The organism is Rubneribacter badeniensis, assembly GCF_002899695.1.
Taxonomy (GTDB): Bacteria; Actinomycetota; Coriobacteriia; order Coriobacteriales; family Eggerthellaceae; genus Rubneribacter; species Rubneribacter badeniensis.
The window spans coordinates 1-21,104 of sequence record NZ_PPEL01000059.1; the positions used below are offsets into that span (position 1 = coordinate 1).

The 21,104-nt window shown below is 70.2% G+C and carries 19 protein-coding genes, 1 tRNA gene and 1 pseudogene; 17 read left to right on the top strand and 4 right to left on the bottom strand.

Going from position 1 to position 21,104, the window contains the following annotated elements; all coding sequences use genetic code 11:
• Positions 1–444: 444 nt before the first annotated feature.
• The 9 genes from C2L80_RS14380 to C2L80_RS13905 all read left to right on the top strand — a co-directional run bounded on the left by C2L80_RS14380 (position 445) and on the right by C2L80_RS13905 (position 7,762).
• Complete coding sequence (locus tag C2L80_RS14380) at positions 445–828, top strand: HipA domain-containing protein (RefSeq protein ID WP_239938867.1); 384 nt, start codon at positions 445–447, stop codon at positions 826–828.
• A 9-nt stretch (positions 829–837) separates the two neighbouring features.
• Positions 838–1,254: a HipA domain-containing protein gene (locus C2L80_RS14385; RefSeq protein WP_239938869.1), complete on the top strand. Its 417-nt coding sequence runs from the start codon at positions 838–840 to the stop codon at positions 1,252–1,254.
• Positions 1,255–1,359: 105 nt separating this feature from the next.
• Complete coding sequence (locus C2L80_RS09365) at positions 1,360–1,755, top strand: peptide chain release factor-like protein (protein WP_239938870.1); 396 nt, start codon at positions 1,360–1,362, stop codon at positions 1,753–1,755.
• Between the two features lie 127 nt (positions 1,756–1,882).
• Positions 1,883–2,743 (top strand): aldo/keto reductase, encoded by an 861-nt coding sequence (locus C2L80_RS09370; protein ID WP_087198052.1) that lies wholly within the window; start codon positions 1,883–1,885, stop codon positions 2,741–2,743.
• Positions 2,744–3,088: 345 nt separating this feature from the next.
• A complete protein-coding gene (locus C2L80_RS09375) occupies positions 3,089–3,769 on the top strand; it encodes an FxLYD domain-containing protein (RefSeq protein WP_103263086.1) in 681 nt (226 codons plus the stop codon).
• A 114-nt stretch (positions 3,770–3,883) separates the two neighbouring features.
• A complete protein-coding gene (locus C2L80_RS09380) occupies positions 3,884–4,303 on the top strand; it encodes a helix-turn-helix domain-containing protein (RefSeq protein ID WP_103263087.1) in 420 nt (139 codons plus the stop codon).
• A gap of 53 nt (positions 4,304–4,356) precedes the next feature.
• Complete coding sequence (locus tag C2L80_RS09385; RefSeq protein WP_103263088.1) at positions 4,357–5,781, top strand: serine/threonine protein kinase; 1,425 nt, start codon at positions 4,357–4,359, stop codon at positions 5,779–5,781.
• 270 nt (positions 5,782–6,051) lie between these two features.
• On the top strand, positions 6,052–7,539 hold the full coding sequence (locus C2L80_RS09390; protein WP_103263089.1) for a class III extradiol ring-cleavage dioxygenase family protein: 1,488 nt from the start codon (positions 6,052–6,054) through the stop codon (positions 7,537–7,539).
• 126 nt (positions 7,540–7,665) lie between these two features.
• Positions 7,666–7,762 (top strand) — tRNA-Sec (locus C2L80_RS13905).
• Positions 7,763–7,884: 122 nt separating this feature from the next.
• On the opposite strand, the gene C2L80_RS14685 is transcribed toward C2L80_RS13905, so the two are convergent.
• The 3 genes and pseudogenes from C2L80_RS14685 to selA form a co-directional block, all read right to left on the bottom strand.
• Complete coding sequence (locus tag C2L80_RS14685; RefSeq protein ID WP_420820272.1) at positions 7,885–8,196, bottom strand: SelB domain-containing protein; 312 nt, start codon at positions 8,194–8,196, stop codon at positions 7,885–7,887.
• A pseudogene (selB, locus tag C2L80_RS09395) lies at positions 8,168–9,598 on the bottom strand (selenocysteine-specific translation elongation factor); the annotation flags it as partial. The gene C2L80_RS14685 and the pseudogene selB, both read right to left, overlap by 29 nt.
• Positions 9,595–11,088, bottom strand: a complete 1,494-nt coding sequence (gene selA / locus C2L80_RS09400; protein ID WP_103263090.1) for an L-seryl-tRNA(Sec) selenium transferase — start codon at positions 11,086–11,088, stop codon at positions 9,595–9,597. The pseudogene selB and the gene selA, both read right to left, overlap by 4 nt.
• Before the next feature lie 336 nt (positions 11,089–11,424).
• On the opposite strand from selA, the gene C2L80_RS09405 reads away from it, so the two are divergent.
• The 5 genes from C2L80_RS09405 to C2L80_RS09425 all read left to right on the top strand — a co-directional run bounded on the left by C2L80_RS09405 (position 11,425) and on the right by C2L80_RS09425 (position 15,431).
• Positions 11,425–12,270 carry a formate/nitrite transporter family protein gene (locus tag C2L80_RS09405; RefSeq protein ID WP_239938874.1) on the top strand — a complete coding sequence of 282 codons (846 nt, stop codon included), beginning with the start codon at positions 11,425–11,427 and terminating at the stop codon, positions 12,268–12,270.
• A 6-nt stretch (positions 12,271–12,276) separates the two neighbouring features.
• Complete coding sequence (locus C2L80_RS09410) at positions 12,277–13,077, top strand: formate dehydrogenase accessory sulfurtransferase FdhD (protein ID WP_103263091.1); 801 nt, start codon at positions 12,277–12,279, stop codon at positions 13,075–13,077.
• Positions 13,078–13,400: 323 nt separating this feature from the next.
• Positions 13,401–14,033, top strand: a complete 633-nt coding sequence (gene yedF / locus C2L80_RS09415) for a sulfurtransferase-like selenium metabolism protein YedF (RefSeq protein WP_103263092.1) — start codon at positions 13,401–13,403, stop codon at positions 14,031–14,033.
• A 4-nt stretch (positions 14,034–14,037) separates the two neighbouring features.
• A complete protein-coding gene (locus tag C2L80_RS09420; protein WP_092198310.1) occupies positions 14,038–15,186 on the top strand; it encodes an aminotransferase class V-fold PLP-dependent enzyme in 1,149 nt (382 codons plus the stop codon).
• On the top strand, positions 15,183–15,431 hold the full coding sequence (locus tag C2L80_RS09425) for a putative Se/S carrier protein (protein ID WP_224758793.1): 249 nt from the start codon (positions 15,183–15,185) through the stop codon (positions 15,429–15,431). The genes C2L80_RS09420 and C2L80_RS09425 overlap by 4 nt, the downstream gene beginning before the upstream one ends.
• Positions 15,432–15,660: 229 nt before the next feature.
• Here the strand turns inward: C2L80_RS09425 and selD are convergent, their stop codons facing one another.
• Positions 15,661–16,716 carry a selenide, water dikinase SelD gene (gene selD, locus C2L80_RS09430; protein ID WP_092198313.1) on the bottom strand — a complete coding sequence of 352 codons (1,056 nt, stop codon included), beginning with the start codon at positions 16,714–16,716 and terminating at the stop codon, positions 15,661–15,663.
• Between the two features lie 1,120 nt (positions 16,717–17,836).
• On the opposite strand from selD, the gene pyrR reads away from it, so the two are divergent.
• From pyrR to C2L80_RS09445, 3 genes are read left to right on the top strand one after another with little or no spacing between them, the layout of a single operon-like run.
• The gene (pyrR, locus tag C2L80_RS09435; protein WP_087195608.1) at positions 17,837–18,424 is read left to right on the top strand and encodes a bifunctional pyr operon transcriptional regulator/uracil phosphoribosyltransferase PyrR; all 588 of its coding nucleotides are present in this window, start codon (positions 17,837–17,839) and stop codon (positions 18,422–18,424) included.
• 2 nt (positions 18,425–18,426) lie between these two features.
• Positions 18,427–19,371 (top strand): aspartate carbamoyltransferase catalytic subunit, encoded by a 945-nt coding sequence (locus C2L80_RS09440; protein ID WP_103263093.1) that lies wholly within the window; start codon positions 18,427–18,429, stop codon positions 19,369–19,371.
• Positions 19,355–20,647 (top strand): dihydroorotase, encoded by a 1,293-nt coding sequence (locus C2L80_RS09445; protein WP_103263094.1) that lies wholly within the window; start codon positions 19,355–19,357, stop codon positions 20,645–20,647. The genes C2L80_RS09440 and C2L80_RS09445 overlap by 17 nt, the downstream gene beginning before the upstream one ends.
• Positions 20,648–21,104 lie beyond the last annotated feature (457 nt).

Below are 21,104 nucleotides of genomic sequence, written 5' to 3' on the forward strand. Positions count from 1 at the left end.
CTCGGCCGCCTCGGTCAGGCTGAACCCCGCCGCGACGGCCTCCACGGCGAGCTCCCTGGTCTCCAACGGGTACATGCGGACTCCAATCCGGACACCGGAGTGTCCAACTTTTTGTCCGCACCCCCTTCAGAGGCGAAAACCGTGTTTTTCGGGCGACAATGCGCCGGGTGCGGTGCAGAGGGCCTTGCGCGCGGGTGCCTGTGGGCACCTCTTGTGCGTGTCGGGGTGTGCCCCTTATTGTGCCGCGATTCGCATCCTTTCTGGTACAATCGGGCGCATCGTTGCGCGGTGGATGAGAAGGAGGTGCGGGCCGTGGTGGAGATAGTCGATCTGCGCGAATGCGAGAAAAGCGGGCTGTTCTACGGTGGGCGCGCCGGGCAGAAGGAGGGCATCCTCATCGACGGCGAGCCGTGGATCGCGAAGTAACCGCGCACCACGCGCGATTTGCGCGGCAAGCACCTGCCGCCCTACACGTCGAGCCCGGTTTCCGAATACCTGGGCGCGCATATCTACGCGTCGCTGGGCATCCCCGCGCATGAGACGCGGCTGGGGTACCGCGCGGGCAAGATCGTGTGCGCCTGCAAGGACTTCACCCATCCTGACAAGCGCCTCTTCGAGTTCAAGGAGATCAAGAACGCGTTGTCGGACGACGATGCGGGGTTCAGCTTTGCGCCCTCGGACGGCGAGAGCGTGTATCCGGAGGACGTGCTGGCGGCCATCGAGGCGTCGGAGCTTTTGCGCTCGGTGCCCGGCGTGCGCGAGCGGTTCTGGGACATGTTCGTGGTGGACGCGTTCATCAAGAACCCCGACCGCAACAACGGCAACTAGGGGCTGCTCATGGGGCCGGGGCGCTCCTATGCGCTGGCGCCGGTGTACGATCTGGGCAGCTCGCTGTTCGGCAAGCGCAGCCCTTCGCTTGCCGAGAGCCGCTTGGAGGGCGCGGCCGAAGTGGAGCAGGGCGCGTTCGGCACGAACGTCTCCTGCTACCGGCTTCCGACGGAGGACGGCAGGGGAAGCGCCATCCATCCGTTCGAGTACATGGCTTCCACGAGCAACCCCGACCTCGACGCGGCGGTGATCCGCTTCGTCGAGGCGGTGGACATGGAGGCTGTCTGCGCGCTCGTCGACGGCGTGCCAGCGGAAGCCTACGGCATCCCCCTCATGTCCGACGCCGTACGCGCATCGCACAAGAAGCTGCTCTGCCGCCGTCTCGAGGAGGGCTTCCTGCCCCTCTACCGCCGCCTTGCGGGATGATCGCGCTCGACGGGGGCGACCGGGTCGGGTCGCCTCGCGATCTCGGTGCCGCCCGTGCGTCCGGATGCGGTGACCGTGCGGGGCGACAGGGCTCCCTCCCTGAATATGCGCTATCATGCCCTTATGGATTTCGATCATCCGACATATCGCGACTTCGCCCGGTGGGCGGCGCAGCCCCTCGATGAGCTGGCGTGCGATTGCGAAGTGCAGACCTTCCATGCGCGCGGGCCGGGCGGGCAGTGCGTGAACACCGCCGACTCGGCGGTGCGCATGACGCATCGACCCAGCGGCGTCTCGGTCACGTCGCGCGAGTCGCGCAGCCAGTTCCGCAACCGACAGCTGTGCCTTCGGAAGCTGCGAGCCGAGTTCGCGCGCAGGGCGGCGGCGCCGAAGCCCCGGCGCGCCACGAAGCCCTCCCGCGCGGCGAAAGAGCGGCGTCTGGCCGACAAGCGCCGCCGCTCCCAGACGAAAGCGTGCCGCATGCGCGTGGACGAAGAGTGAAGCGTGCGTTCCTCCGGCCTCACGGTTGCGCTACGGTTCGGCGACCTTCTGCGTTTCGGCCGTATCGTGGCGCGTGACGACGAACCGTGCGCCCAGCCTGCGGTGGGCGCGTGCGAGAGGAGGCGCCATGGCGCGATTGGAAAGCGCGAAGGACCGCATCGAGCTGCGCAACGGCACGGGCGTGCCGTGCGTGGGATTCGGCACGTGGGAGCTGCCCGAGGGCGATGCGGGCCTCGGGGCTTTGAGGCAAGCCCTTGCCGACGGCTACCGGCACATCGACACGGCCGAGGCCTACGGAACCGAGGCCGACGTGGGCAGGGCGCTGCGCGAGAGCGGCATCGCCCGCGAAGAGCTGTTCGTGACCTCGAAGGTGTGGAACGACCACCGCGGCCGCGACGCCGCGCTCAGGGCCTTCGAAGGGTCGCTCGAGAGGCTCGGCCTCGAGTACCTCGATCTGTACCTCGTCCATTGGCCGGCTGCGCAAGGCCCTGACGACGAGTGGCAGCGCACGAACCGGCAAACCTGGCGCGCCCTCGAGGAGCTGTACCGAGACGGCCGGGTGCGCGCCATCGGCGTGAGCAACTTCAAGCGCCGCCATCTCGAGCCGCTCATGGACGCGGCCGACATCCTTCCCATGGTGAACCAGATCGAGCTGCATCCCGGCTGCGCCCAAAAGGAGACGCGCGCGTTCTGCGATCGCCACGACATCGTGGTGGAGGCGTGGTCGCCGCTCGGGCGCGGACGGGTGCTCGGAAGCGAGGCGCTTGCGGACATCGCGGCCGTCTACGGCTGCACGACGGCGCAGCTGTGTCTGCGTTGGTGCTTGCAGCGCCGCGCCATCCCGCTGCCGAAGTCCACGGATCCGGCGCGCATCTCCGAGAACGCGCGCATCTTCTGGTTCGACATCTCGGAGGAGGATCTGCAGCGTATCGACGCGCTCGACCCGCTCGGGCAGTCCGGCCTCGACCCCGACACGGTGGACTTCTAAGGGTGCCTTCCGAGCCGCGCGCAGGATGGCTGTTCGGCCCTTAGCACGCGGCTCGTGCGTTTCTCGGGAGAGTCGGCTATCGTTGCGCGCTTCGCGAACGCGAGGGTGGCCGCGATCGTGCGCGGCGGGGCTGGAGGAGGGCCCGTGGAAGCCGCAAGCCGAGTTCGCGCGCCGGGTGGAAGCGCCGAAGCCCCGGTGCGCCACAGTGATCCTCTCGACCGCTGCCCCCTCCCAGTCCTTTCGCCGTAATATAGCTTGCAGCTAATGTTTTCGGGTGCGGTTTTCTCTAGCATATGCGTCGCACATAGGGGAACAGGGCTTCGGCCCTCTACAGGAAGGACGGTTATGCAGCAAAATCAGAACCCTGCGGGATGGGAGGCGCCCGTCGCCTCTCGTCCGGATGAGGGGCGGCCCGTGTCGGCCATGGCGGTGACATCGCTTGTGCTCGGCATCGTTGCGCTTCTCGTGTCGGTCGTTCCCATCGTCAACAGCTTCTCGATCCTCGCCGGGTTGCTCGGCGTCATCTTCGGCATCGTGGGCATCGCGGCCTCGTCGAAGGGGGCGAAGAAGGGGAGGGGCATGGCCGTCGTGGGACTTGCCGTGTGCGCCGTGTCCGTTCTGGTATCGCTCGCCTCCTGCGGAGCCTTTGTGAACGCGGTCGACGAAAGCACGAACGTCGTCACGACGGAGGACGGCTCCTCGGTCGAGGCAGACTCCGAGACGGATGCCGGGCAGGACGCCGCGCCGGACGCGGGAAAGTACGAGATCGCCGACGAGCAGATGGTGGACAAGGGGTTCGGGATGTACGCCGTCACGGGAACCCTGACGAACACCTCCGGGAAGGATTTCGGCTATCTGCAAGTCAATTACGTGCTCAAAGACGCCTCGGGCACGCAGGTGGGAACCGCATGGGCCAACACGAACAACCTTTCCGACGGCGTTTCGTGGAAGTTCGAGGCTTTGGCCTCCGTGAGCGGGGACGAGGCCCCCGCAAGCTTCGAGCTCGCCGATGTGACGGGATTTTAAAGTGCTGTCGCCAACGGGCGCTCGTCGATGGGAGGATGCTCGCATCGGCTCATCGACGAGCGTTTCTTTGCTATCATGAAGCCAGGTGGGAAACGAAAGAGAGGGAAGCGCCGCGTGGAGGAGCCGTTGACCGAAGAGTTGTTGCAGGAGCTGCTCGCGGCTCCCGATCCTCACGCATTCGCGGAGCGGCATCGGCTTGAGAAGCGCACGCTGTCCGAGTATTTGCGGCAGCTGCTTGAGGAGAAGGGCCTCGAGCGCGCCGAGACGGTGCGTCGGGCGGGCCTCAACGACACGTTCGGCTACCAGATATTCATGGGGCAGCGCGGCGCGTCGCGGGACAAGGTGCTGCAGCTGGCGTTCGCGATGGGGCTTTCGCTCAAGGAGGCGAACCGGCTTCTGCAGGCGGCGGGCGCGAACGAGCTGTACTGCAAGAACCGTCGCGACGCCATCATCATCTTCTGCCTCGATCGCGGCTATCCGCTGCAGAAGGCCGACGAGGAGTTGTACCGCTTCGGAGAGGACACGATCTGCTGAAGGGCCGAACGCGAGCCGCGCGCTCGGCCTACGCCAGGGCGCGAGGCTTCCGCTTGCGCCGCGTTCTGCTACCATATCCCATCATGTCCGACGAACTCGCACAACATCTGGACTCCCTTGCGCGCGACGAATGCTACCGCGTCGACGCCGTGCTGAAGCGAAGCCCCTCCGAGACGACCCAGCGCGTCTACTTCGTGGGGGCGAACGGCTCCGAGCAAGGACCCTACGTGCGCAAATACCTTGAGGGCGACGGTTTCGGAGCCGCCTACGAGCGCATCGCCGAAGCGCAGCGCTCGGGTCGCAGGTTTTTACATCTGCCCCGCATCGTGGAGTGCTACTCCGCAGGCGAGCGGCGCGTCGTGGTCATGGAGCATGTGAGTGGCGAGACGCTGGCCGAGGCGGTGTACCGCCGCGATCCCTCGGTCGCTTTGGCGCGCGAGGTGCTCCCCTCCTTGTGCGATGCCGTGGGCGAGTTGCACGAAGGGTTCGACCCGCCCCTCATCCATCGGGACCTCAAGCCCTCCAACGTCATGCTCGCGCCGGGCGGCCTCACCCTCATCGACTTCGGCATCGCTCGGTCGTTCAGCGAAGGGGCCGAGGCCGACACACGGCGCTTCGGGACGCGGGCCTACGCCCCGCCGGAGCAGTTCGGGTTCGGGCAGACCGACGAGCGCAGCGACGTGTACGCCTTGGGGCTCCTTCTGTACTTCTGCCTGACCGAGCAGACGCCCGACGCCGCTGCGCGGGCGAGGGGCTATGCGCACGAGTTCGTGCCCGAGGCGCTGCGCGCCGTGATCCAAGGCGCCACCGCGTTCGATCCCTCCGCGCGCTATGGCAGCGCCGCCGAACTGAAGGCGGCGTTCGAGGCCGCGGCGGGCGCGTCCTGCGCGCGGGAGGCCTCGGTCGCGCAGACGCGGCGGGGTCCTTTGGGCGTCGCGGGCTCGACGGCTCTCTGCGACGGTGCGTTCACGCTTCCCGCGCCCGATCCCGCTTCGCTGGTCGCCGTGTCCGCGCCCGCGAAAGCCCGCTCACCCGAAGGGCCGGAGGGAAAGCCCGCGGCCCTTGGTGCCGCGGTGCCGCTCCCGACCTCCGATGCCGCCGCGAAGGAGAGTGGCCGGGAACGGCGCTCAGGGCTGTGGGAGAGAGTGCCCGCGTCGGCGGGCATGGTGTGGAACGGGATGGTGCTCGCCGTGGCGCTCGCGCTCTTCGCGGTCTCGACGGGGGTGGCGCTGTTCCCGACTCCGGAGAGCGACATCGCCGCGATGCCCCTCGTTGGGCGCGCTATCTGCTACTACGCGATGTTCGCCCTCATGTTCTGCCCCGTGCTCTATCTGGTCTCGGATCGCCGTCCGGCCAAGCGCCGCGTCCCCGCGCTCTCCCGGCTCTCCTTCGGATGGGAGCTGGCCGCCTGCGCCGCGTGCGAGGTGGCGGGTATCGTCGTCATCGGCATCGCGTCCCTCCTCTTTCCGACGGGCTGAACGGCCCTCCACCGTGCGCTTCCGCTCGTTGCCGACACACGGCCGGGGCCGCCCTGCGGGCGCGCCGACGGGCCGTTTCGCGTGGCGGGCGCTTGACGGGGGCGGCACCGGGCGGCAACGCTCGGCGCGTCTGCGCGGCGAAGGAGGGGGTTGGCGGTAAGGTCGTGCGGAAAGCGCGCGTTTGCAAGTGCGGGATGGCTTGCAAGGACGCGCCCGCCCGGTGCCGCGCCAAGCCCCGTGCGCTCGCTCCCGCGTGAAAGGAGGCTCGCCATGAGCATCGTCGCCGCATATGTCGTTTCCCATCCGCCGCTTCGAGGTCGCAAGCCCGAGCGCAGCGACGCGGCGGGCGGCGTCGGATCGGGATGCGCCGACGCGGCGGGCGCGTTCGGGGCGGTCCGCGAGGTGGCGCGCCGCATCGGCGCGCACGCGCCCGAGACGGTGGTCGTGGCCTGCCCGCACGCGCCGCGGTTCCTCGACTGCTTCCACCTGTCCACCGGGGAGGCGGCCCTTGCGGCCGCGGGCGCTTGGCGGGTTTTTCCGAACGCGGTGCGCTACGACGGGGCGCTCGTAGCCCGCGTGGCCGCGTGCGCGCGCAAGCACGCGGTGCCCATCTGCGGCAGCGGGATGGGGGACGTTCGGCTCGACCGCGCGACCTCCTCCGTGCTGGCGCTTTTGGGCGGGGCGCTTGAGGGCGCCCGCATCGTGCGCGTGGGCGTCTCGAACCTCTCTCCCGAGACACACCGGGCCCTCGGCCGCTGCATCGCGGAGGCCGCGCGCGATCTGGGCAGGAAGTGCGTGTTCGTGGCGATCGGCAGCCTGGGCTGCGATCGCGGAGGGGCTTTCGAGGACGTGCGCGAGAAGCCGCGCGCCGACGCGCGTCCGGAAGCGCTCGTGTTCGCGCGCGAGACGGCGGCACTCCTCGATGCGGGCGACCTTGAGGGGTTCCTGTCCGTCGATCCGGCCCTCGCCGAGGCGGCCGGCGCGTGTCTGCTCAGGCCGCTGCAGATCATGGCGGGCGCGCTCGAGGGAGCCCCCTTCACGCACGAGCTCTTGGACGGCGCGGCTCCGGCTCGCGCGGAACGGATCGCGGGCGCGTTCGAGGTGCGCGGCGCGCAGGGCGACGGGGCGGTCCCGTCGCCCATCGACGCTGCGGCGGCCGCGCGCGAGGTGGCCGGCTCTCATGTCCCCAGGACGGAAAGCGATCCGTACGCTGCGCTCGCGAAAAAGAGCGTCGAGGGGCTCGCCCGCTCGGGAGGCCCCATCGACCGTCCCGAGCACCTGCCTTCGGAGCTTTTGGACGAGCGCGCGGGCGTGTTCGTGTCGCTGTGCGACCGTGCCGGGCTGCGCGGGCGCGCGGGAACGTTCGAGCCGGTCACCGGATGCGTGGCCGACGAGATCATGAGAAACGCCGCGTCGGCCGCCGCGGGCGGCGCGCGCTTCGCTCCCGTTCGCTCCTGCGAGCTTGGTGGTTTGACGTACGCGGTGGACGTGCTGCGCCCGCCGTTGCCGGTCGCGTCGGCAGCGGAGCTCGATCCTGCGCGCTGGGGCGTGGCGGTGTCGAAGGGGAGGCGGCGGGGGGTCGCGCTGCCGGGGCTCGAAGGCGTCGCCGCGGCGTGGGAGCAGGTCGCGCTCGCCAAGCGCTCGGCGGGCATCGACCCCGCCGACGACGACGTGGAGCTTGCGCGCTTCGAGACGGTGCGGCACGTGGCGCGCGCGGACGTCTCCCATGCCGCAGGCGGCGGGGGCTCCGACGGCTGAGGGCGGCCCTTCGGCCTTTCGGCCCTTTTCCTGCTTTTGCGGCGACGCGCGCGGTTCGGCGTTTGACTTCGCCGACGCATGCGCTATCATGTTCGGGCGCCGCATCCGGCGCATCGTCGACGGCGGGGAGATGGACGGGCCCTGGTGGGCCCCACGGCCTTCAAAGCCGCTGTGAGGCGCGCAGAACGTCTCGGGTGCGTTCGATTCGCACGCATCTCCGCCAACGGCTCCCGTCGATATCGCTCTCTCACCGGGGGCCTCCGTCCACGGACGGAGGCCCCCGCCGTTTCCGCTCGCTCGGCGAAAGCTGCGAGGGGCGCGCGGACGCAACGCGCGGTCGCGCGCTCAGCGGACGTTGAGGACGCGCAGGTCGCCCTCGCGGCGGGTGAGGCCCTTCCCGTCGAAGTGCTCGAGCAGCGGGATGGCGTACTTGCGGCTCGTCCCCATGGCCTCCTTGAGCTCGGCGGCCGTGGCCGGCCCCGCCGCAAGGCGCTCGCGCGCCGCGGCCTCGAGCGCCCCGAGGGCGGCGGCGTCGAAGCAGAGGTCGGCGCTCACGCGCACGACGCGCCCCTGACGCTCGAGCGCCCCGAGCGCGCGGAAGGCAGCGGCGCCGAAGCGCGTCCTTCGCGATGCCCGCTTGGTCGGGCTCTTCGGCATGGAAGCGCAGCAGCGCGTTCTCGAGGGCGGCGCGGTGCCTCTGCAGCGCTCGGGGCGCGGCGTAGCGCGGGCGCCCGTCGCGGGAGGGGAGGGCGACGGCGCCCCCTTCCTCCGCAAGCGCCGCCAGCTCGCGCCGCGCCGCGTCCTCGCCGACGCCCGCCGCTGCGGCAAGCTCCTCGGCGGTCGTCGGAAGCGCCTCGAGCGCGAACGCGGCGCGCGCCGCCGCGGCCTCGTCTTCGTCTCTGAGCGCGGCGAGCAGCGCCTCGGTGGCCGGACCGAGCGCGGTCGAGCGGCGGGGATGGGCGCGCAGCACCGCGCCGCCGCCCACGACGCGCGCCGAGGACGCGGAGCGCAGGACGAAGCGGTCGCGCCAGGACACGGGCAAAGGCTCGTCGAGACGGATCTGCGCGAAGGCGCTCTCCTTGGGCGCGAGGGCTCCGCGTCCCCCCATGAGCAGCACGCGCCCGCCCGTCTCGCGCGTGCCGTGTGCCACGCGCACGCGCGCGCCGCTCTCGAGCGGGCGCGCGGCTCCGGGGGCGCCGAGGTAGCGCACTTCGGCGTCGAAGCGGTCGGTGGCCCGAAGAGATCCCGGCGAGGCGAGGAAGCAGCCGGGGCGAACCTCGTCCACGGACAGCGCGTTGAGGTTGAGCGCGACGCGATGCCCCGCCTCCGTGCGCTCGACGGCCTCGCCGTGCACCTGCACGCCGCGGATGCGGGCGCGCGCCCCCGAAGGCAGCACCTCCACCTCGTCGCCCGCCGCGGCCGTTCCGCTCCACAGCGTGCCCGTGACCACGGTGCCCGCCCCCTTGACGCTGAAGGCGCGGTCGACGGGCAGACGCAGGAGGCTTCCGGCCTTGGCGCGCGCCGTGCGCGCGGCGGCGCGTGCGAGGGCGGCTTTAAGCTCGGCAAGCCCTTCTTCCGTGCGGCTGGAGACTGGCACGATCTCGGCGTCGGCGAAGGGCGTCCTCGCCAGGCGCGCGCGCACCTCGTCGGACACGAAGGCGACCCACTCCGCGTCTGCGAGGTCGATCTTGGTGAGCGCCACGACGCCCGTGCGCACCCCGAGGAGGTCGAGCACGGCCAGGTGCTCTTCGGTCTGGGGCATGACGCCGTCGTCGGCTGCGACGCACAGAAGCGCGAGGTCGACGCCCGTCGCGCCCGCTATCATCCTGCGCACGAAGCGCTCGTGGCCCGGCACGTCCACGATGCCGAGCGCCGTGCCGTCGGGCAGCTCGAGGCGCGCGAAGCCCAGCTCGATGGTGATGCCGCGCGCCTTCTCTTCGGCCAGGCGGTCGGGATCCACCCCGGTGAGGGCGCGCACGAGCGACGACTTCCCGTGGTCGATGTGGCCCGCCGTGCCCAGGACGAGGTCGGCTTTGGCGCGTCCGTCCATCCCGCTCATGCTCCCGCTCCTTCGCCTTCCTCGGCCGCCGCCATCTCCTCGAAGTAGGCCCGCACGGCCGATGCCGCCTCCGGCAGGTCGTCGTCTGCGAGCGTGCGCGCGTCGAAGAGCACAGCCTGCTTGCTGATGCGGGCCACAATGGGCACCTCGCGCCGCTTTACGAGGAACTCCTCGCAGTCTTGGGCGCATCCGCGCGCGAAGCCCACGCGCACGGCGTAGGTGCCGATGTCGCACAAAGGAAGCGCGCCGCCGCCCGCCCGCGCCGTCTCGGGCACGACCTCGATGCGCGCCCAGCCCTCCGGAACTCCCTCGCGCATCATCCGGGCAAGGCGCTCGGCCCGCTTTCGCACGGCTTCGGCGGGCTCGGAGAGCATCCTGAGCACGGGGACGCGCTCGAGCGCGCGGGCGGGGTCGAGGTAGAGCCGAAGCGTCGCCTCGAGGGCGGCGAGGGTCATCTTGTCGAGGCGCAGCGCGCGGGCGAGGGGGTTTCTCTTGAGCCGGTCCACCAGCTCGCGCGAGCCGGCGACGATGCCCGCCTGCGGGCCGCCGAGCAGCTTGTCGCCCGAGAACGACACGAGGTCGCAGCCCGCGCGCAGCGACTCGGCCACCGTGGGCTCCGCATAGGAGCCGAAGCAGTCGAGGCGCGCAAGCGCGCCGGAGCCCTGGTCCTCGTACACGAGGACGCCGTCGCGCCCGCCCCGCGCCGCCCCGCGCCGCGCGTTCTCCTCGTCGGCGATCCTGCGCAGCTCGGGGATGCCGACGCTCTCGGAGAACCCCACCACGCGGTAGTTCGAGGGATGCACCTTCAAAAGCATTGCCGTGCCGGGCGCGAGCGCGCGCTCGTAGTCGGCGAGGTGGGTCTTGTTCGTCGTGCCCACCTCGCGCATGAGCGCGCCGGAAAGCTCCATGATGTCGGGGATGCGAAACGACCCGCCGATCTCCACGAGCTCGCCGCGCGACACGACGGCCTCCTTCCCGCGGGCGAACTCGGAGAGCACCATCATGACCGCGGCTGCGTTGTTGTTCACGGCGATGGCGGCCTCGGCGCCGGTGAGCGCGCAGACGAGCCGCTCGACGTGGTCGTGGCGGCTGCCGCGGGCCATCGAGCCGACGTCGTACTCGAGCGTCGAGTAGCCGCGCGCCACGTCCGCGACGGCGCGTACGGCCTCCTCGGGAAGCGGGCTGCGCCCGAGGTTCGTGTGGACGACGACGCCCGTGGCGTTCACCACGCGCCGAAGCGACGGGCGCAGGCAGGCGAGCGCCCGCGCGACGGCGCCCTCGACGGCGGCGCGCGCGGCCTCGGACGCGTCGGCGCAGGGCCGCTCGCCGGCGAGGATGCGCCGCCTGAGGCCGCCTATGGCCTCGCGCACGCAGTCGGCAAGCACGGAGCGCTCCATGATCGTCTCGAGCGCGCGCAGCTCGGGGGCGCGCAGCGTCTCTTCCACCTGCGGCAGCATGCGAAGCGAATCGGTCGGGGGCGTGGTTGCCATAAGGGGGCCTTTCTCGTGCGCGGGAGGGAGTCCGCATTCGGTCGAGGGAACGGGTCACAGTATACGCAATCCCCGCGCGCCGTGGAAGGCGGCGGGCGTGCGGGCGGCTTCGACGGCTCGCGGCGCCGCTCGCTTCCCCTCGCGCGCCTTCCTCTTGTCCGCGCTTGGCGAAACGGGCGAAATCTGCGATGATGAAACGCTTCCGGGGGTTGTGCGAAGGGGCTTGCGGCCTCTTCTTCGGAAACGCGCGAGGCGGTCGGGGTGCTGCGGCGCGCACGAGGGGCGGCGCGGGCTTTTCCCGCCGATTCGGGCAGGACGAAGGGAAGGCGGGTTTCGATGACGGCGATGCAAGACGGTTCCGGGGTTTCGAAGCCCGATGCGCTCTCGCCGGCCGAGACGCTGGCGAAGGCCGAGGCGCTCGGCGTAGGCAAGGCGGGCATGGATGCGGGCCGGTGCTTCGTCTCGGCGATGCTCGCCGGCGCGTTCATCGCGTTCGGCGCCACGTACTTCGCGGTGTTCCTCGGCGATCCTGCCATGCCGTTCGCAGCGCAGCGCATGGTGGGCGGCATCTGCTTCTGCCTGGGGCTCGAGCTCGTGCTGTGCTGTGGCGCGGAGCTGTTCACGGGCAACAACCTCATGGTCGTCTCGCTTCTGTCGAGAAAGATCGGGTTTGGCGGCCTTCTGCGCAATTGGGCGATCGTGTGGACGGGCAACCTCGCAGGGTCGCTTCTGGTCGTGGCGCTCGTCTTCGCCGCGGACGTGGGCGCCATGAACGGCGGCGCCGTGGGGGATGCGATGGTGTCGGTGGCCGCGGGCAAGGTTGCGCCGGATTGGCTCACGCTGTTCGCCAAGGCCGTCATGTGCAACGTGGCGGTGTGCCTGGCCGTGTGGATCGGGTACTCGGCCCGCACGGTGGCCGACAAGGTGCTCGGCATCCTGCTCCCCATCTCGTTTTTCGTGGCGGCGGGCTTCGAGCACTGCGTGGCGAACATGTTCTTCCTTCCCATGGGCCTGATCATGAAGGCGGCGGGCCACGGCGCGGCCGTTGCGGGCGCGGACGTGATCGATGCGGGCTCCATCATCTGCAACCTGTCGGCTGCCACGCTCGGCAACATCGCGGGCGGGCTGCTCGTGGGCGCGGCCTTCTGGTTCGTGCACCGCAAGAAGGCCGGATCGAGGTAGCGCGCCGTGGGCGCGGAGGTTGCGGTCCTGCGCGAGGCGAAGGCGCTTTTGGTGGCCGAGGCGGGCTGTTCGGCCCTCGTCGAGGTGGTGGCCGTGGAGATGCGGGCCGACGTCTTCGTGGACGGCGCGCTTTGGATGTCGACGGCGCTCACGCCGGGCGATTGGGAGGATTACGCGTACGGCGCGGCGTTCTCGGGCGACCTCGTCGCTCGCGCCGACGAGATCGACCGTGTGGACGTGCGCGTCGAGGGCGGGGCGGCGGCGATCGACGTTCGTCTGCGCACGCGCCGCGCTTCGGCGCTTCGAGCGCCGCAGCCCTCGCTGCCCGGATGCTCCCTGCCCGCGTCTTTGGGCGGCGACGTGCGCAGGGAACGGCCGCGCCGCCTGTTCGCTCCACTCGCGCCCGAAGCCGTCTGGCGTATGGGTCGCGCGCTTCTGCCCGCGCAGACCATGCACCAGGCGACGGGGGCCGTTCATGCAGCCGCGTTCGCCGACCGGGCGGGCGCGCCCGTGTTCGTCCGCGAGGACGTGGGCCGGCGCAACGCGGTGGACAAGCTCGTGGGCGCCATGCTGCGCGCTGGGACGGATCCGCAGGACGGGTTCGCGTACCTGTCGAGCCGCTGTGCCCTCGAGCTTGTGGCGAAGCTCGCGCGAGCGGGCGTTCGCGTCGTTGCCGCCGTGTCTGCCCCGACCTCGGCGGTGATCGATTTCGCCGACCGGGAGGGCGTCGCCCTCGCTGCCTTCGCCCGCGACGGCCGTTTCACGGTGTACGCGCATCCCGAGCTTTTCGACCTCTCGGCGAAATGAGGCGCCCGTTCCCTTCGCTGATCCTCTCGAGGGGGCGAGGGCGTCTCGAGATCGGGATTGCGACGGGCTGTCGGCAGCGGTATCATCGCTCTGCCTTGCCGCTTCGCATCGGCGCGCTTCCCATGTGGGGCGACCGGTCTGCATGGACGAGAGAGGCGGTTTCTGAGACGCGAGCCCTCCTGTGTTTCGCCCGGGGTCTCGCGGATCTTGCGGGCATCGTGCGGCGTCCTCGCTTTCCTCGTCGCGCGGAAGCGGGCTGCGCGGACGCTGCCCGATGGCAGGGCGTGCCGCGATGGAAGAGACGACGGGAAGAGAGGACGGCTATGGAGACGATCGACGCGCGCGGGCAGGCCTGCCCGCTGCCGGTGGTGCGGGCGAAGAGGGCGCTTTCCGAGATGGGGGAGGGCGCGCTCGAAGTGCTCGTGGACAACGAGACGGCGGTGCGCAACCTCGAAGCGCTTGCCAAGACGCTCAAGTGCGCCTGCTCAAGCGAGCGGCGCGGCGAGGCGCAGTTCGCGGTGAGGATCGAGAAGGGGGCCGCTGACGGCGTGGAAGCCGCGGAGGGAACCGCCGCCGGCGCGCAGGCCGCGGACGCGGCCTGCGACTGCGAGGCGGCGCGCGGCGACCAGGTGGTCGTCGTGTCCTCCGAACGCATGGGGACGGGCGACGACGAGCTCGGGCGCACGCTCATGAAGGGCTTTCTGTTCGCGCTCACGCAGCTCGACGAGCTGCCGGGGGCGGTGCTTCTGTACAACGGCGGCGTGAAATGGGCCTGCGAGGGCTCGGAGGCGCTTGACGACCTGCGCGCGCTCGCGGACGCGGGCACGGACGTGCTCAGCTGCGGCACGTGCCTTGCGCACTACGGGCTGACGGAGCGTCTGGCCGTGGGCGAGCCCACGAACATGTACGCCATCGTCGAGCGCCAGATGGGCGCTGGCGTCGTCGTGAGGCCGTGAGGCGATGATCTATTTGGACAACGCCGCCACCACGGCGCGCAAGCCCCCCGAGGTGGCGGCTGCCGTCGCGCGCGCCATCGACGGGTTCGGCGGCGCGGGCCGGGGCGCGCACGCGGCGTCGCTCGACGCCGGGCTCGCGGTGCTTCGTGCCCGCGAGGGGCTTGCGCGCCTTCTGGGGGCGCCGTCGCCGTCGCGCGTGGCGTTCTGCTCGAACGCTACGGAGGCCCTCAACGTCGCCATTGCGGGGCTTCTGCGTCCCGGCGAGCGCGCGGTGACCACGGCGGCCTCGCACAACTCGGTGCTGCGGCCGCTGTTCCGCAAAGAGGACGAGGAGGGCTGCGAGGTGGTCGTGGTGCCGCACGACGGGCGCGGCGCGCTCGACTACGGCGCGCTCGAGCGCGAGCTCTCGCGCGGCGCGCGCCTGCTTGCGATCACGCACGCCTCGAACCTCACGGGAGACGTGTACGACGTCGCCCGCGCGGCACGCCTCGCCCACGAGCACGGGGCGCTCGTCGTGGTCGATGCGGCCCAGACGGCGGGCTGCGTGCCCATCGACATGGGTCGCGACGGATTCGACCTCGTGGCGTTCACCGGGCACAAGGGCCTCTACGGGCCGCAGGGCACGGGAGGCGTCGCCGTGGCGGCGCACGTGGAGGTGCCTCCGTTCAAGGAGGGGGGCTCGGGCGTGCGCAGCTACGACCGGCGCCATCCCGCGCGCATGCCCGAGAGCCTTGAGGCGGGCACGCTCAACGCGCACGGCCTCGCGGGCCTGGCCGCGGGCGTCGCCTTCGTGCAGGAGCGCGGCGCGGAGGCGCTTGGCGCTCAGGCGCGCTCGCTCGCGGAGCGCTTCGAGCGCGGGGTGCGCGCCGTCGCCGGCGTGCGCGTGCTCGGCGGGGGCGGCGCTGCGGGGCGCTGCGGCATCGTGGCGCTCAACGTGGGCGACGTCGATTCGGCGGCCGTGGCCGATGCGCTGGAGGCGCGCTGGGGCATCTGCACGCGGGCGGGGGCGCACTGCGCGCCGCTCATGCACGAGGCGCTCGGCACGCAGGGTCAGGGCGCGGTGCGGTTCAGCTTCAGCTGCTTCAACGCCGAGGAGGAGGTGGACGCGGCCGCGCGCGCCGTGGCCGAGATCGCCGAGGAGGCGCTTTCGTGAGCGCCGCGCGGAAGAGGGTGCCCAAGGTGGTGGTTGCGTTCGCCTCGACCGGCGACGCGATGGCCGTGGAGGCTGCGGCGCGGGCGGGCGGCGTCCCCGGGCGGATGATCCCCGTGCCGCAGACCGTCTCGGCCGGTTGCGGGCTGGCCTGGTGCGCTTCTGCCGAGGAGCGCGACGCGCTCGTGCAAGCTCTCGAGGGCGCTGGATTGGCGTACGAAGCCCTGCACGAGGTGGAGCTGTACTAACGTCGTCCGTCGCTTGAAGCGCCGCGCCCGTTCTCGGAGCTGTGCGTCGGAAGGTCTTGGCTTGTAAACGTGCGATCGACCGCAGCGCCGCCTCGGCACGGACGAACGGTCGCCTTCGCGGCTTCGGTGGCATGGCGGCTTTGCTGGGCGGGCGGGGCTTCGAATACACGGGTGGAGGGTCGAGAACCGCATCGAGCGCGCGCTTCGCCTCGGCACCCGTCGGCGCAGTTCAGCGCACCGTGATCGTCCCCGGCGCGCCTTCCGTCACGCGTCCGACGAGCGTGGGATCGCGTCCGGCCGCCTCGCGGAACGCCGCCGCGAACGCCTCGGCCGCGTCCGGGGGCACGGCCGCAAGCAGGCCGCCCGAGGTCTGCGGATCGCAGAGCACGCCCATGCGCGCGTCGAGCTCCGCATCGTCGAGCCCCGCAAGCGACGTGAACGCGCCCGCCCATTCGATGAGGCCGAACGTTTTGCCCGGTCGGCAGAAGTCGCGCGAGAGGTCCAGCACGCCGTCGAACAAAGGCAGCGCGTCCCAATCGAGCACGGCGGCGACACCCGACGCCTCGAGCATCTCGTGCAAGTGCCCGACCAGGCCGAACCCCGTCACGTCGGTGGCCGCGTGCGCGCCGGCCGCGAGCATGGCCTCGGCACCGGCGCGGTTGAGCTCCATCATGGAGTCGATGACGGGGCGCATGCCCGCGTCGTCGCGAAGCCCTGCGCGAAACGCCGCGTTCGCGATGCCGGTGCCGAGCGCTTTGGTGCAGAACAGCGCGTCGCCCGGACGCGCGCCGGAGTTGCGCACGATGCGGTCGGGGCGTGCGGTGCCGAACACCGCGAGGCCGTACTTCGGCTCGTCGTCTTCGATGGAGTGGCCGCCGGCCAGAAGCGCCCCGGCTTCGCCCACCTTGTCCGCGCCACCGCGCAGCACCTCGGCCACGACGTCTTTTCCGAGGCTGCACGGAAAGGCGAGGATGTTGAGGGCCGCGAGAGGGCGCGCGCCCATCGCGAACACGTCGGAGAGCGCGTTGGCCGCGGCGACGGCGCCGAACTCGTAGGGGTCGTCCACCACCGGCGTGAAGAAGTCGAGCGTGAGCACGGCGGCGGTGTCGTCGTCGAGGCGGTAGACGGCTGCGTCGTCGGAGGTCTCGAAGCCCAGCAGAAGCTCGGCCGCGGACGGCGGCGCGATGCGCTTCAGTATGTCGGCGAGGTCGCCCGGACCCCACTTGGCCGCTCAACCGCCCTTCTCGGTCAGGTGCGTCAGCCGAATGCGCTCGTTCTCGCTCATGGAAGCCGCCTATCGTGGTCGCGTGCGGTCGATGGAGCGAGTATAGCGCATCCGCGGGCCGCGCGCGCTTCTCACCCTCGGACGAAGGCCCGTGGATGCTCGGCTGCGGGACGGGCCTTCTCGTTGTGACGCTTTTTCTGCCGGGTTCGCCGTTTGGCGGCGCGCCCTCTTTTCTGCCATCGGTCTTGGGCCCTCCGCGTTCTGTGCGGTTCTGCTGCAGGACGCTTCCTTTTCTGTCCTGTTTGCGCCTTCGCCCAGCGCGTGTCGGCCCTCGCTGCCGGCTCCCTCTTCTTCGGCGCCCTCTGCCGCTCGCGTTCCACCCTCCGTCCGGCGACGGTCCGACAGCGAAGAGGGCAGTTTCTGGCGGGTTTTGACGGAAATCCGCTTTCTCCCAGGCCCTGCTTGGGAAATTCTGCGAGGTGGAGAGGGGCCGGCCAGGGGATACCCCGGGCTTGCATCGATGAAGCGGCCTGCGCCCCCGTCGCTGATCGCGGATTTCCGTCAAAACCCGCCAGAAAATCCGTATCGAATGCCGCTGAGGAGCTTGGAGAGCCGGTGCCGAACCATGGAGGCAGGTCGGCGGCGCGCCCTCCCTTTCCCTGCTGCCTGATTCCAGCCCCTTCGCGTCCGCATGGTTCTGACGCAGGAAGGGCTGCTTTCCCCGCCGCCGGGCTGACGGCGCGCTGCGGTTCTGCCTTGCCGAGGGAGAGGGACGCTCAAGGGGAGGGCATGGGATGTTGCGGCTTCGCCCATTCGCCCGTCGGTTCGGCCCGCGCCCCGTGCTCCCGAGTACCCGCACCCATGCTCCTTCGTATCCCCAGTGCGATTTTTCGCGATTTTCCGCATAAAGGGGCTTTCCCAAACGCGCAAAACCGCATATACTGCTTTCCGTCCTTTAAAAGCGGTACAGAGAGACCGACAAGGCACCACCCCGAGCGCCCGCCTGAACAAGGGCGCGAACGAGTAGAAGCCTTTGTCTGCCGCGGAGGCTTTTTTCATGCCCTCGCGCAGACGCCGCCAACTCGGGGGCGGCGCGACCGGACGGCGAGGAGCCGAACGGCGCGCGGCTCGGCGGCTCGCAGGTCCGTCTGTACGCACTCGACGAGAAGAAAGGGTGTGTATGAACGACGCAGGAACCGTCAAGACCGTCTGCATGGACGCAGACGAGATCGAGCGATCGCTGACGCGCATAGCGCATCAGATCCTCGAGGCCAACAAAGGGGCCGAGGGCATCGCGCTCGTCGGCATCGTGACGCGGGGCGACGTGCTCGCCAAGCGCCTGGCCGAGAAGATCGAGGCCATCGAGGGCGCGAAAGTGCCGCTCGGCAAGCTCGACATCAGCTTCTACCGCGACGACTTCGCGACGCACCTCGCGCCCGAGGTCCACTCCACCGACATCCTCTTCGACCTCGACGGCAAGACCGTCGTGCTCGTGGACGATGTGCTGTACACGGGCCGCACCATCCGCGCCGCCCTCGACGCGCTCATGGACATCGGTCGCCCGGCCACCGTGCAGCTCGCCGTGCTCGTCGACCGCGGGCATCGCCAGCTTCCCATCCGCGCCGACTTCGTGGGCAAGAACGTGCCGTCCTCGGCAGACGAGAACGTGCGTTTGTTCCTGGAGGAGACGGACGGCAAGTCCGAGGTCGAGATTTTGGAGATGGCGCCGGGCACCCGCGCGGGGTCTGCGCCTTTGGGAGGTGAGTAGGGATGGGTTTCAACCACAAGCATCTGATCGACATCACGGAGTACTCCGCTGACGACATCATGACCGTCCTTGAAACGGCCGTCCGCTTCAAGGAGGTCAACGAGCGCCGCATCAAGCAGGTGCCCACGCTCAAGGGCGTGACCATCGTGAACATGTTCAACGAGCCGTCCACGCGCACGCGCTCGTCGTTCGAGATCGCCGAGAAGCGCCTCTCTGCCAACAGCCTGAACTTCGGCGGCAGCTCCACCTCCACGGTGAAGGGCGAGAGCCTCGTCGACACGGTGCAGACGCTGTGCTCCTACAAGGTCGACATGATCATCGTGCGCGACAAGCACGCCGGCGTGCCGCGCAAGATCGCCGACGTGTCCGGCGTCCACGTCATCGACGCGGGCGACGGCAAGCACCAGCACCCCACGCAGGCCCTGCTCGACCTGTACTCCATCTGGCAGGCGAAGGGGGATCTCGACAAGCTGCACGTGGGCATCGTGGGCGACATCGGGCACTCCCGCGTGTGCGGCAGCCTCATCCCCGCGCTCAAGATCATGGGCTGCGAGGTGACGGTCATCGCGCCGCCGACGCTCATGCCCGCGCGCCCCGACGTCCTCGGCGCCGACCACGTGACCACGAAGCTCGACGAGGCGCTGCCCGAGCTCGACGTGGTGTACATGTTGCGCATCCAGCGCGAACGCCTCGAGGGCGCGCCGTATCCCAGCCTGCGCGAGTACAACATGCTCTACGGCCTCACGAAGGACCGCGAGCCCCTTATGAAGCCCGACGCCCTCGTCTGCCATCCCGGCCCCATCAACCGCGGCGTCGAGCTGGACAGCTACATGGCCGACCATCCGAAGCGCTCGGTCATTCTCGATCAGGTCTACGCGGGCATCCTGACCCGCATGGCCGAAATGTACCTTTTGCTTGGAGGGAGCGAAGATGGCCTTGTTGCTTAAGAACGCCCAGGTGATCGACCCGCAGGTCGGTCTGAACGAAACGGCCGACATCCTCGTGCGCGACGGGAAGATCGTCGAGATCGGCGCGAACCTGACCATGGAGAAGGGCATCGAGCGCGACCTTTCCGGCAAGATCGTCGTGCCCGGCCTCGTGGACATGCACGTGCATCTGCGCGAGCCCGGCTACGAGCTCAAAGAGGACATCGCGTCCGGCACGCGCGCCGCGGCCCACGGCGGCTTCACGGCGGTGTGCTGCATGCCCAACACGAAGCCCGTCGTCGACAACGCGCTCGGCGTGGAGTACGTCCAGGCGCGCGCCGCGGCCGTCGGCAAGTGCCGCGTGCACGTGGCCGGCGCCTGCTCGCAGGGCCTGGGGGGCGAGACGCTCTCCGAAATGGGCGACATGGTGGCCCACGGCGCCGTCGCCTTCACCGACGACGGCCGCGGGGTGCAGGGCGCGGGCATGATGCGCCGCGTTATGGACTACGCCGCCCAGTTCGACCGCGTGGTGATGAGCCATTGCCAGGACGAGGACCTTGTCGGCGAGGGGCAGGTGAACGAGGGCGTGGCCTCCACGCGCCTCGGGATCCTCGGCTGGCCGGCCGAAGGCGAGGAGATCCAGATCGCCCGCGACATCGCGCTCTGCCGCCTCACCGGCTGCCCGCTGCACATCCAGCACCTCACCACCGCCCGCGGGTTGGAGCTCGTGCGCGCCGCGAAGGCCGAGGGCCTGCCCGTCACCTGCGAGGTCACGCCGCACCACCTGTTCCTCACCGAGGACGCCATCGGCGACGAGTACAACACGTTCCTCAAGGTGAACCCGCCTTTGCGCACGGCCGAGGACGCCGCCGCCTTGATCGAGGGCGTGAAGGACGGCACGGTGGACGCCATCGCGACCGACCACGCCCCGCACAGCGACTTCGAGAAGGACCGCGAGTTCGAGCTGGCTCCCTTCGGCATGATCGGCCTCGAGACGTCGCTTTCGCTCGTCATCACGAACCTCGTTGCGCCGGGCATCATCAGCTGGGAGCGCGCCGTGGAGCTCATGAGCGCGAACCCGCGCGCCATCCTGCGCGTCGAGCGCGTGGCGCTCGAGCCGGGCTCTGTGGCCGACCTCACGGTCATCGACCCGGAGGCCGCCTGGACGGTGGACGCCGCCGACTTCCTCTCGAAGGCCGCGAACTCGGGCTTCATCGGCGCCGAGCTCACGGGCCGCGCCACCGACGTCTACGTGGGCGGCTACGCCACCATGGAGAACGGCGTCGTCGTCGAATAGCGCTTCGCCTCAAGCATAGCAGTCTGCGTCGAAGCTGATCGGCGTAGACTGCTATGACGCTGCGGATCGTTCTCCTTCCGCTCCCTTTCTCCAACGAGAATACCTCTCTCAGCACATGCGCGCGCCGTGCGGCTATTTTGGGGGCGTTGGGGCGCGTGGCATGGCGCGTGCCTGCTCGAATTCCCGAGCCTTCTATATGCTTTTCGGGCGCGACTGCCCGATCCTCCAAGTTGCCTGATGCTCCGACGCTGCGTTGTTGCCGACGGCGACGACAGCGAAAGCAACGCTTTGCAGCGCTCCTGGGCGACGGCGAATCCGCCGCCGAACTCCTCGGCGAGCTTCAGGATGACATCCCAGTCCAGGTCGATCCAGCGGATGAGACGATCTGATGACCCCCAGCCGACTGCATGTTGCATGCTGGTGAAGCTGTTGTGTTGACACTGGGGCGGGGGGGGGG

Coding starts and splice junctions, on each gene's coding strand:
- C2L80_RS09390 (WP_103263089.1), top strand. CDS start 6,052: ATGAGCATCGTCGCCGCATATGTCGTTTCCCATCCGCCGCTTCGAGGT.
- C2L80_RS09375 (WP_103263086.1), top strand. CDS start 3,089: ATGCAGCAAAATCAGAACCCTGCGGGATGGGAGGCGCCCGTCGCCTCT.
- C2L80_RS09440 (WP_103263093.1), top strand. CDS start 18,427: ATGGGTTTCAACCACAAGCATCTGATCGACATCACGGAGTACTCCGCT.
- pyrR (WP_087195608.1), top strand. CDS start 17,837: ATGAACGACGCAGGAACCGTCAAGACCGTCTGCATGGACGCAGACGAG.
- selA (WP_103263090.1), bottom strand. CDS start 11,088: ATGGCAACCACGCCCCCGACCGATTCGCTTCGCATGCTGCCGCAGGTG.
- C2L80_RS14685 (WP_420820272.1), bottom strand. CDS start 8,196: ATGCCGAAGAGCCCGACCAAGCGGGCATCGCGAAGGACGCGCTTCGGC.
- yedF (WP_103263092.1), top strand. CDS start 13,401: ATGGAGACGATCGACGCGCGCGGGCAGGCCTGCCCGCTGCCGGTGGTG.
- C2L80_RS09420 (WP_092198310.1), top strand. CDS start 14,038: ATGATCTATTTGGACAACGCCGCCACCACGGCGCGCAAGCCCCCCGAG.
- C2L80_RS09405 (WP_239938874.1), top strand. CDS start 11,425: ATGACGGCGATGCAAGACGGTTCCGGGGTTTCGAAGCCCGATGCGCTC.
- C2L80_RS09370 (WP_087198052.1), top strand. CDS start 1,883: ATGGCGCGATTGGAAAGCGCGAAGGACCGCATCGAGCTGCGCAACGGC.
- C2L80_RS09445 (WP_103263094.1), top strand. CDS start 19,355: ATGGCCTTGTTGCTTAAGAACGCCCAGGTGATCGACCCGCAGGTCGGT.
- C2L80_RS09365 (WP_239938870.1), top strand. CDS start 1,360: ATGCGCTATCATGCCCTTATGGATTTCGATCATCCGACATATCGCGAC.
- C2L80_RS14385 (WP_239938869.1), top strand. CDS start 838: ATGGGGCCGGGGCGCTCCTATGCGCTGGCGCCGGTGTACGATCTGGGC.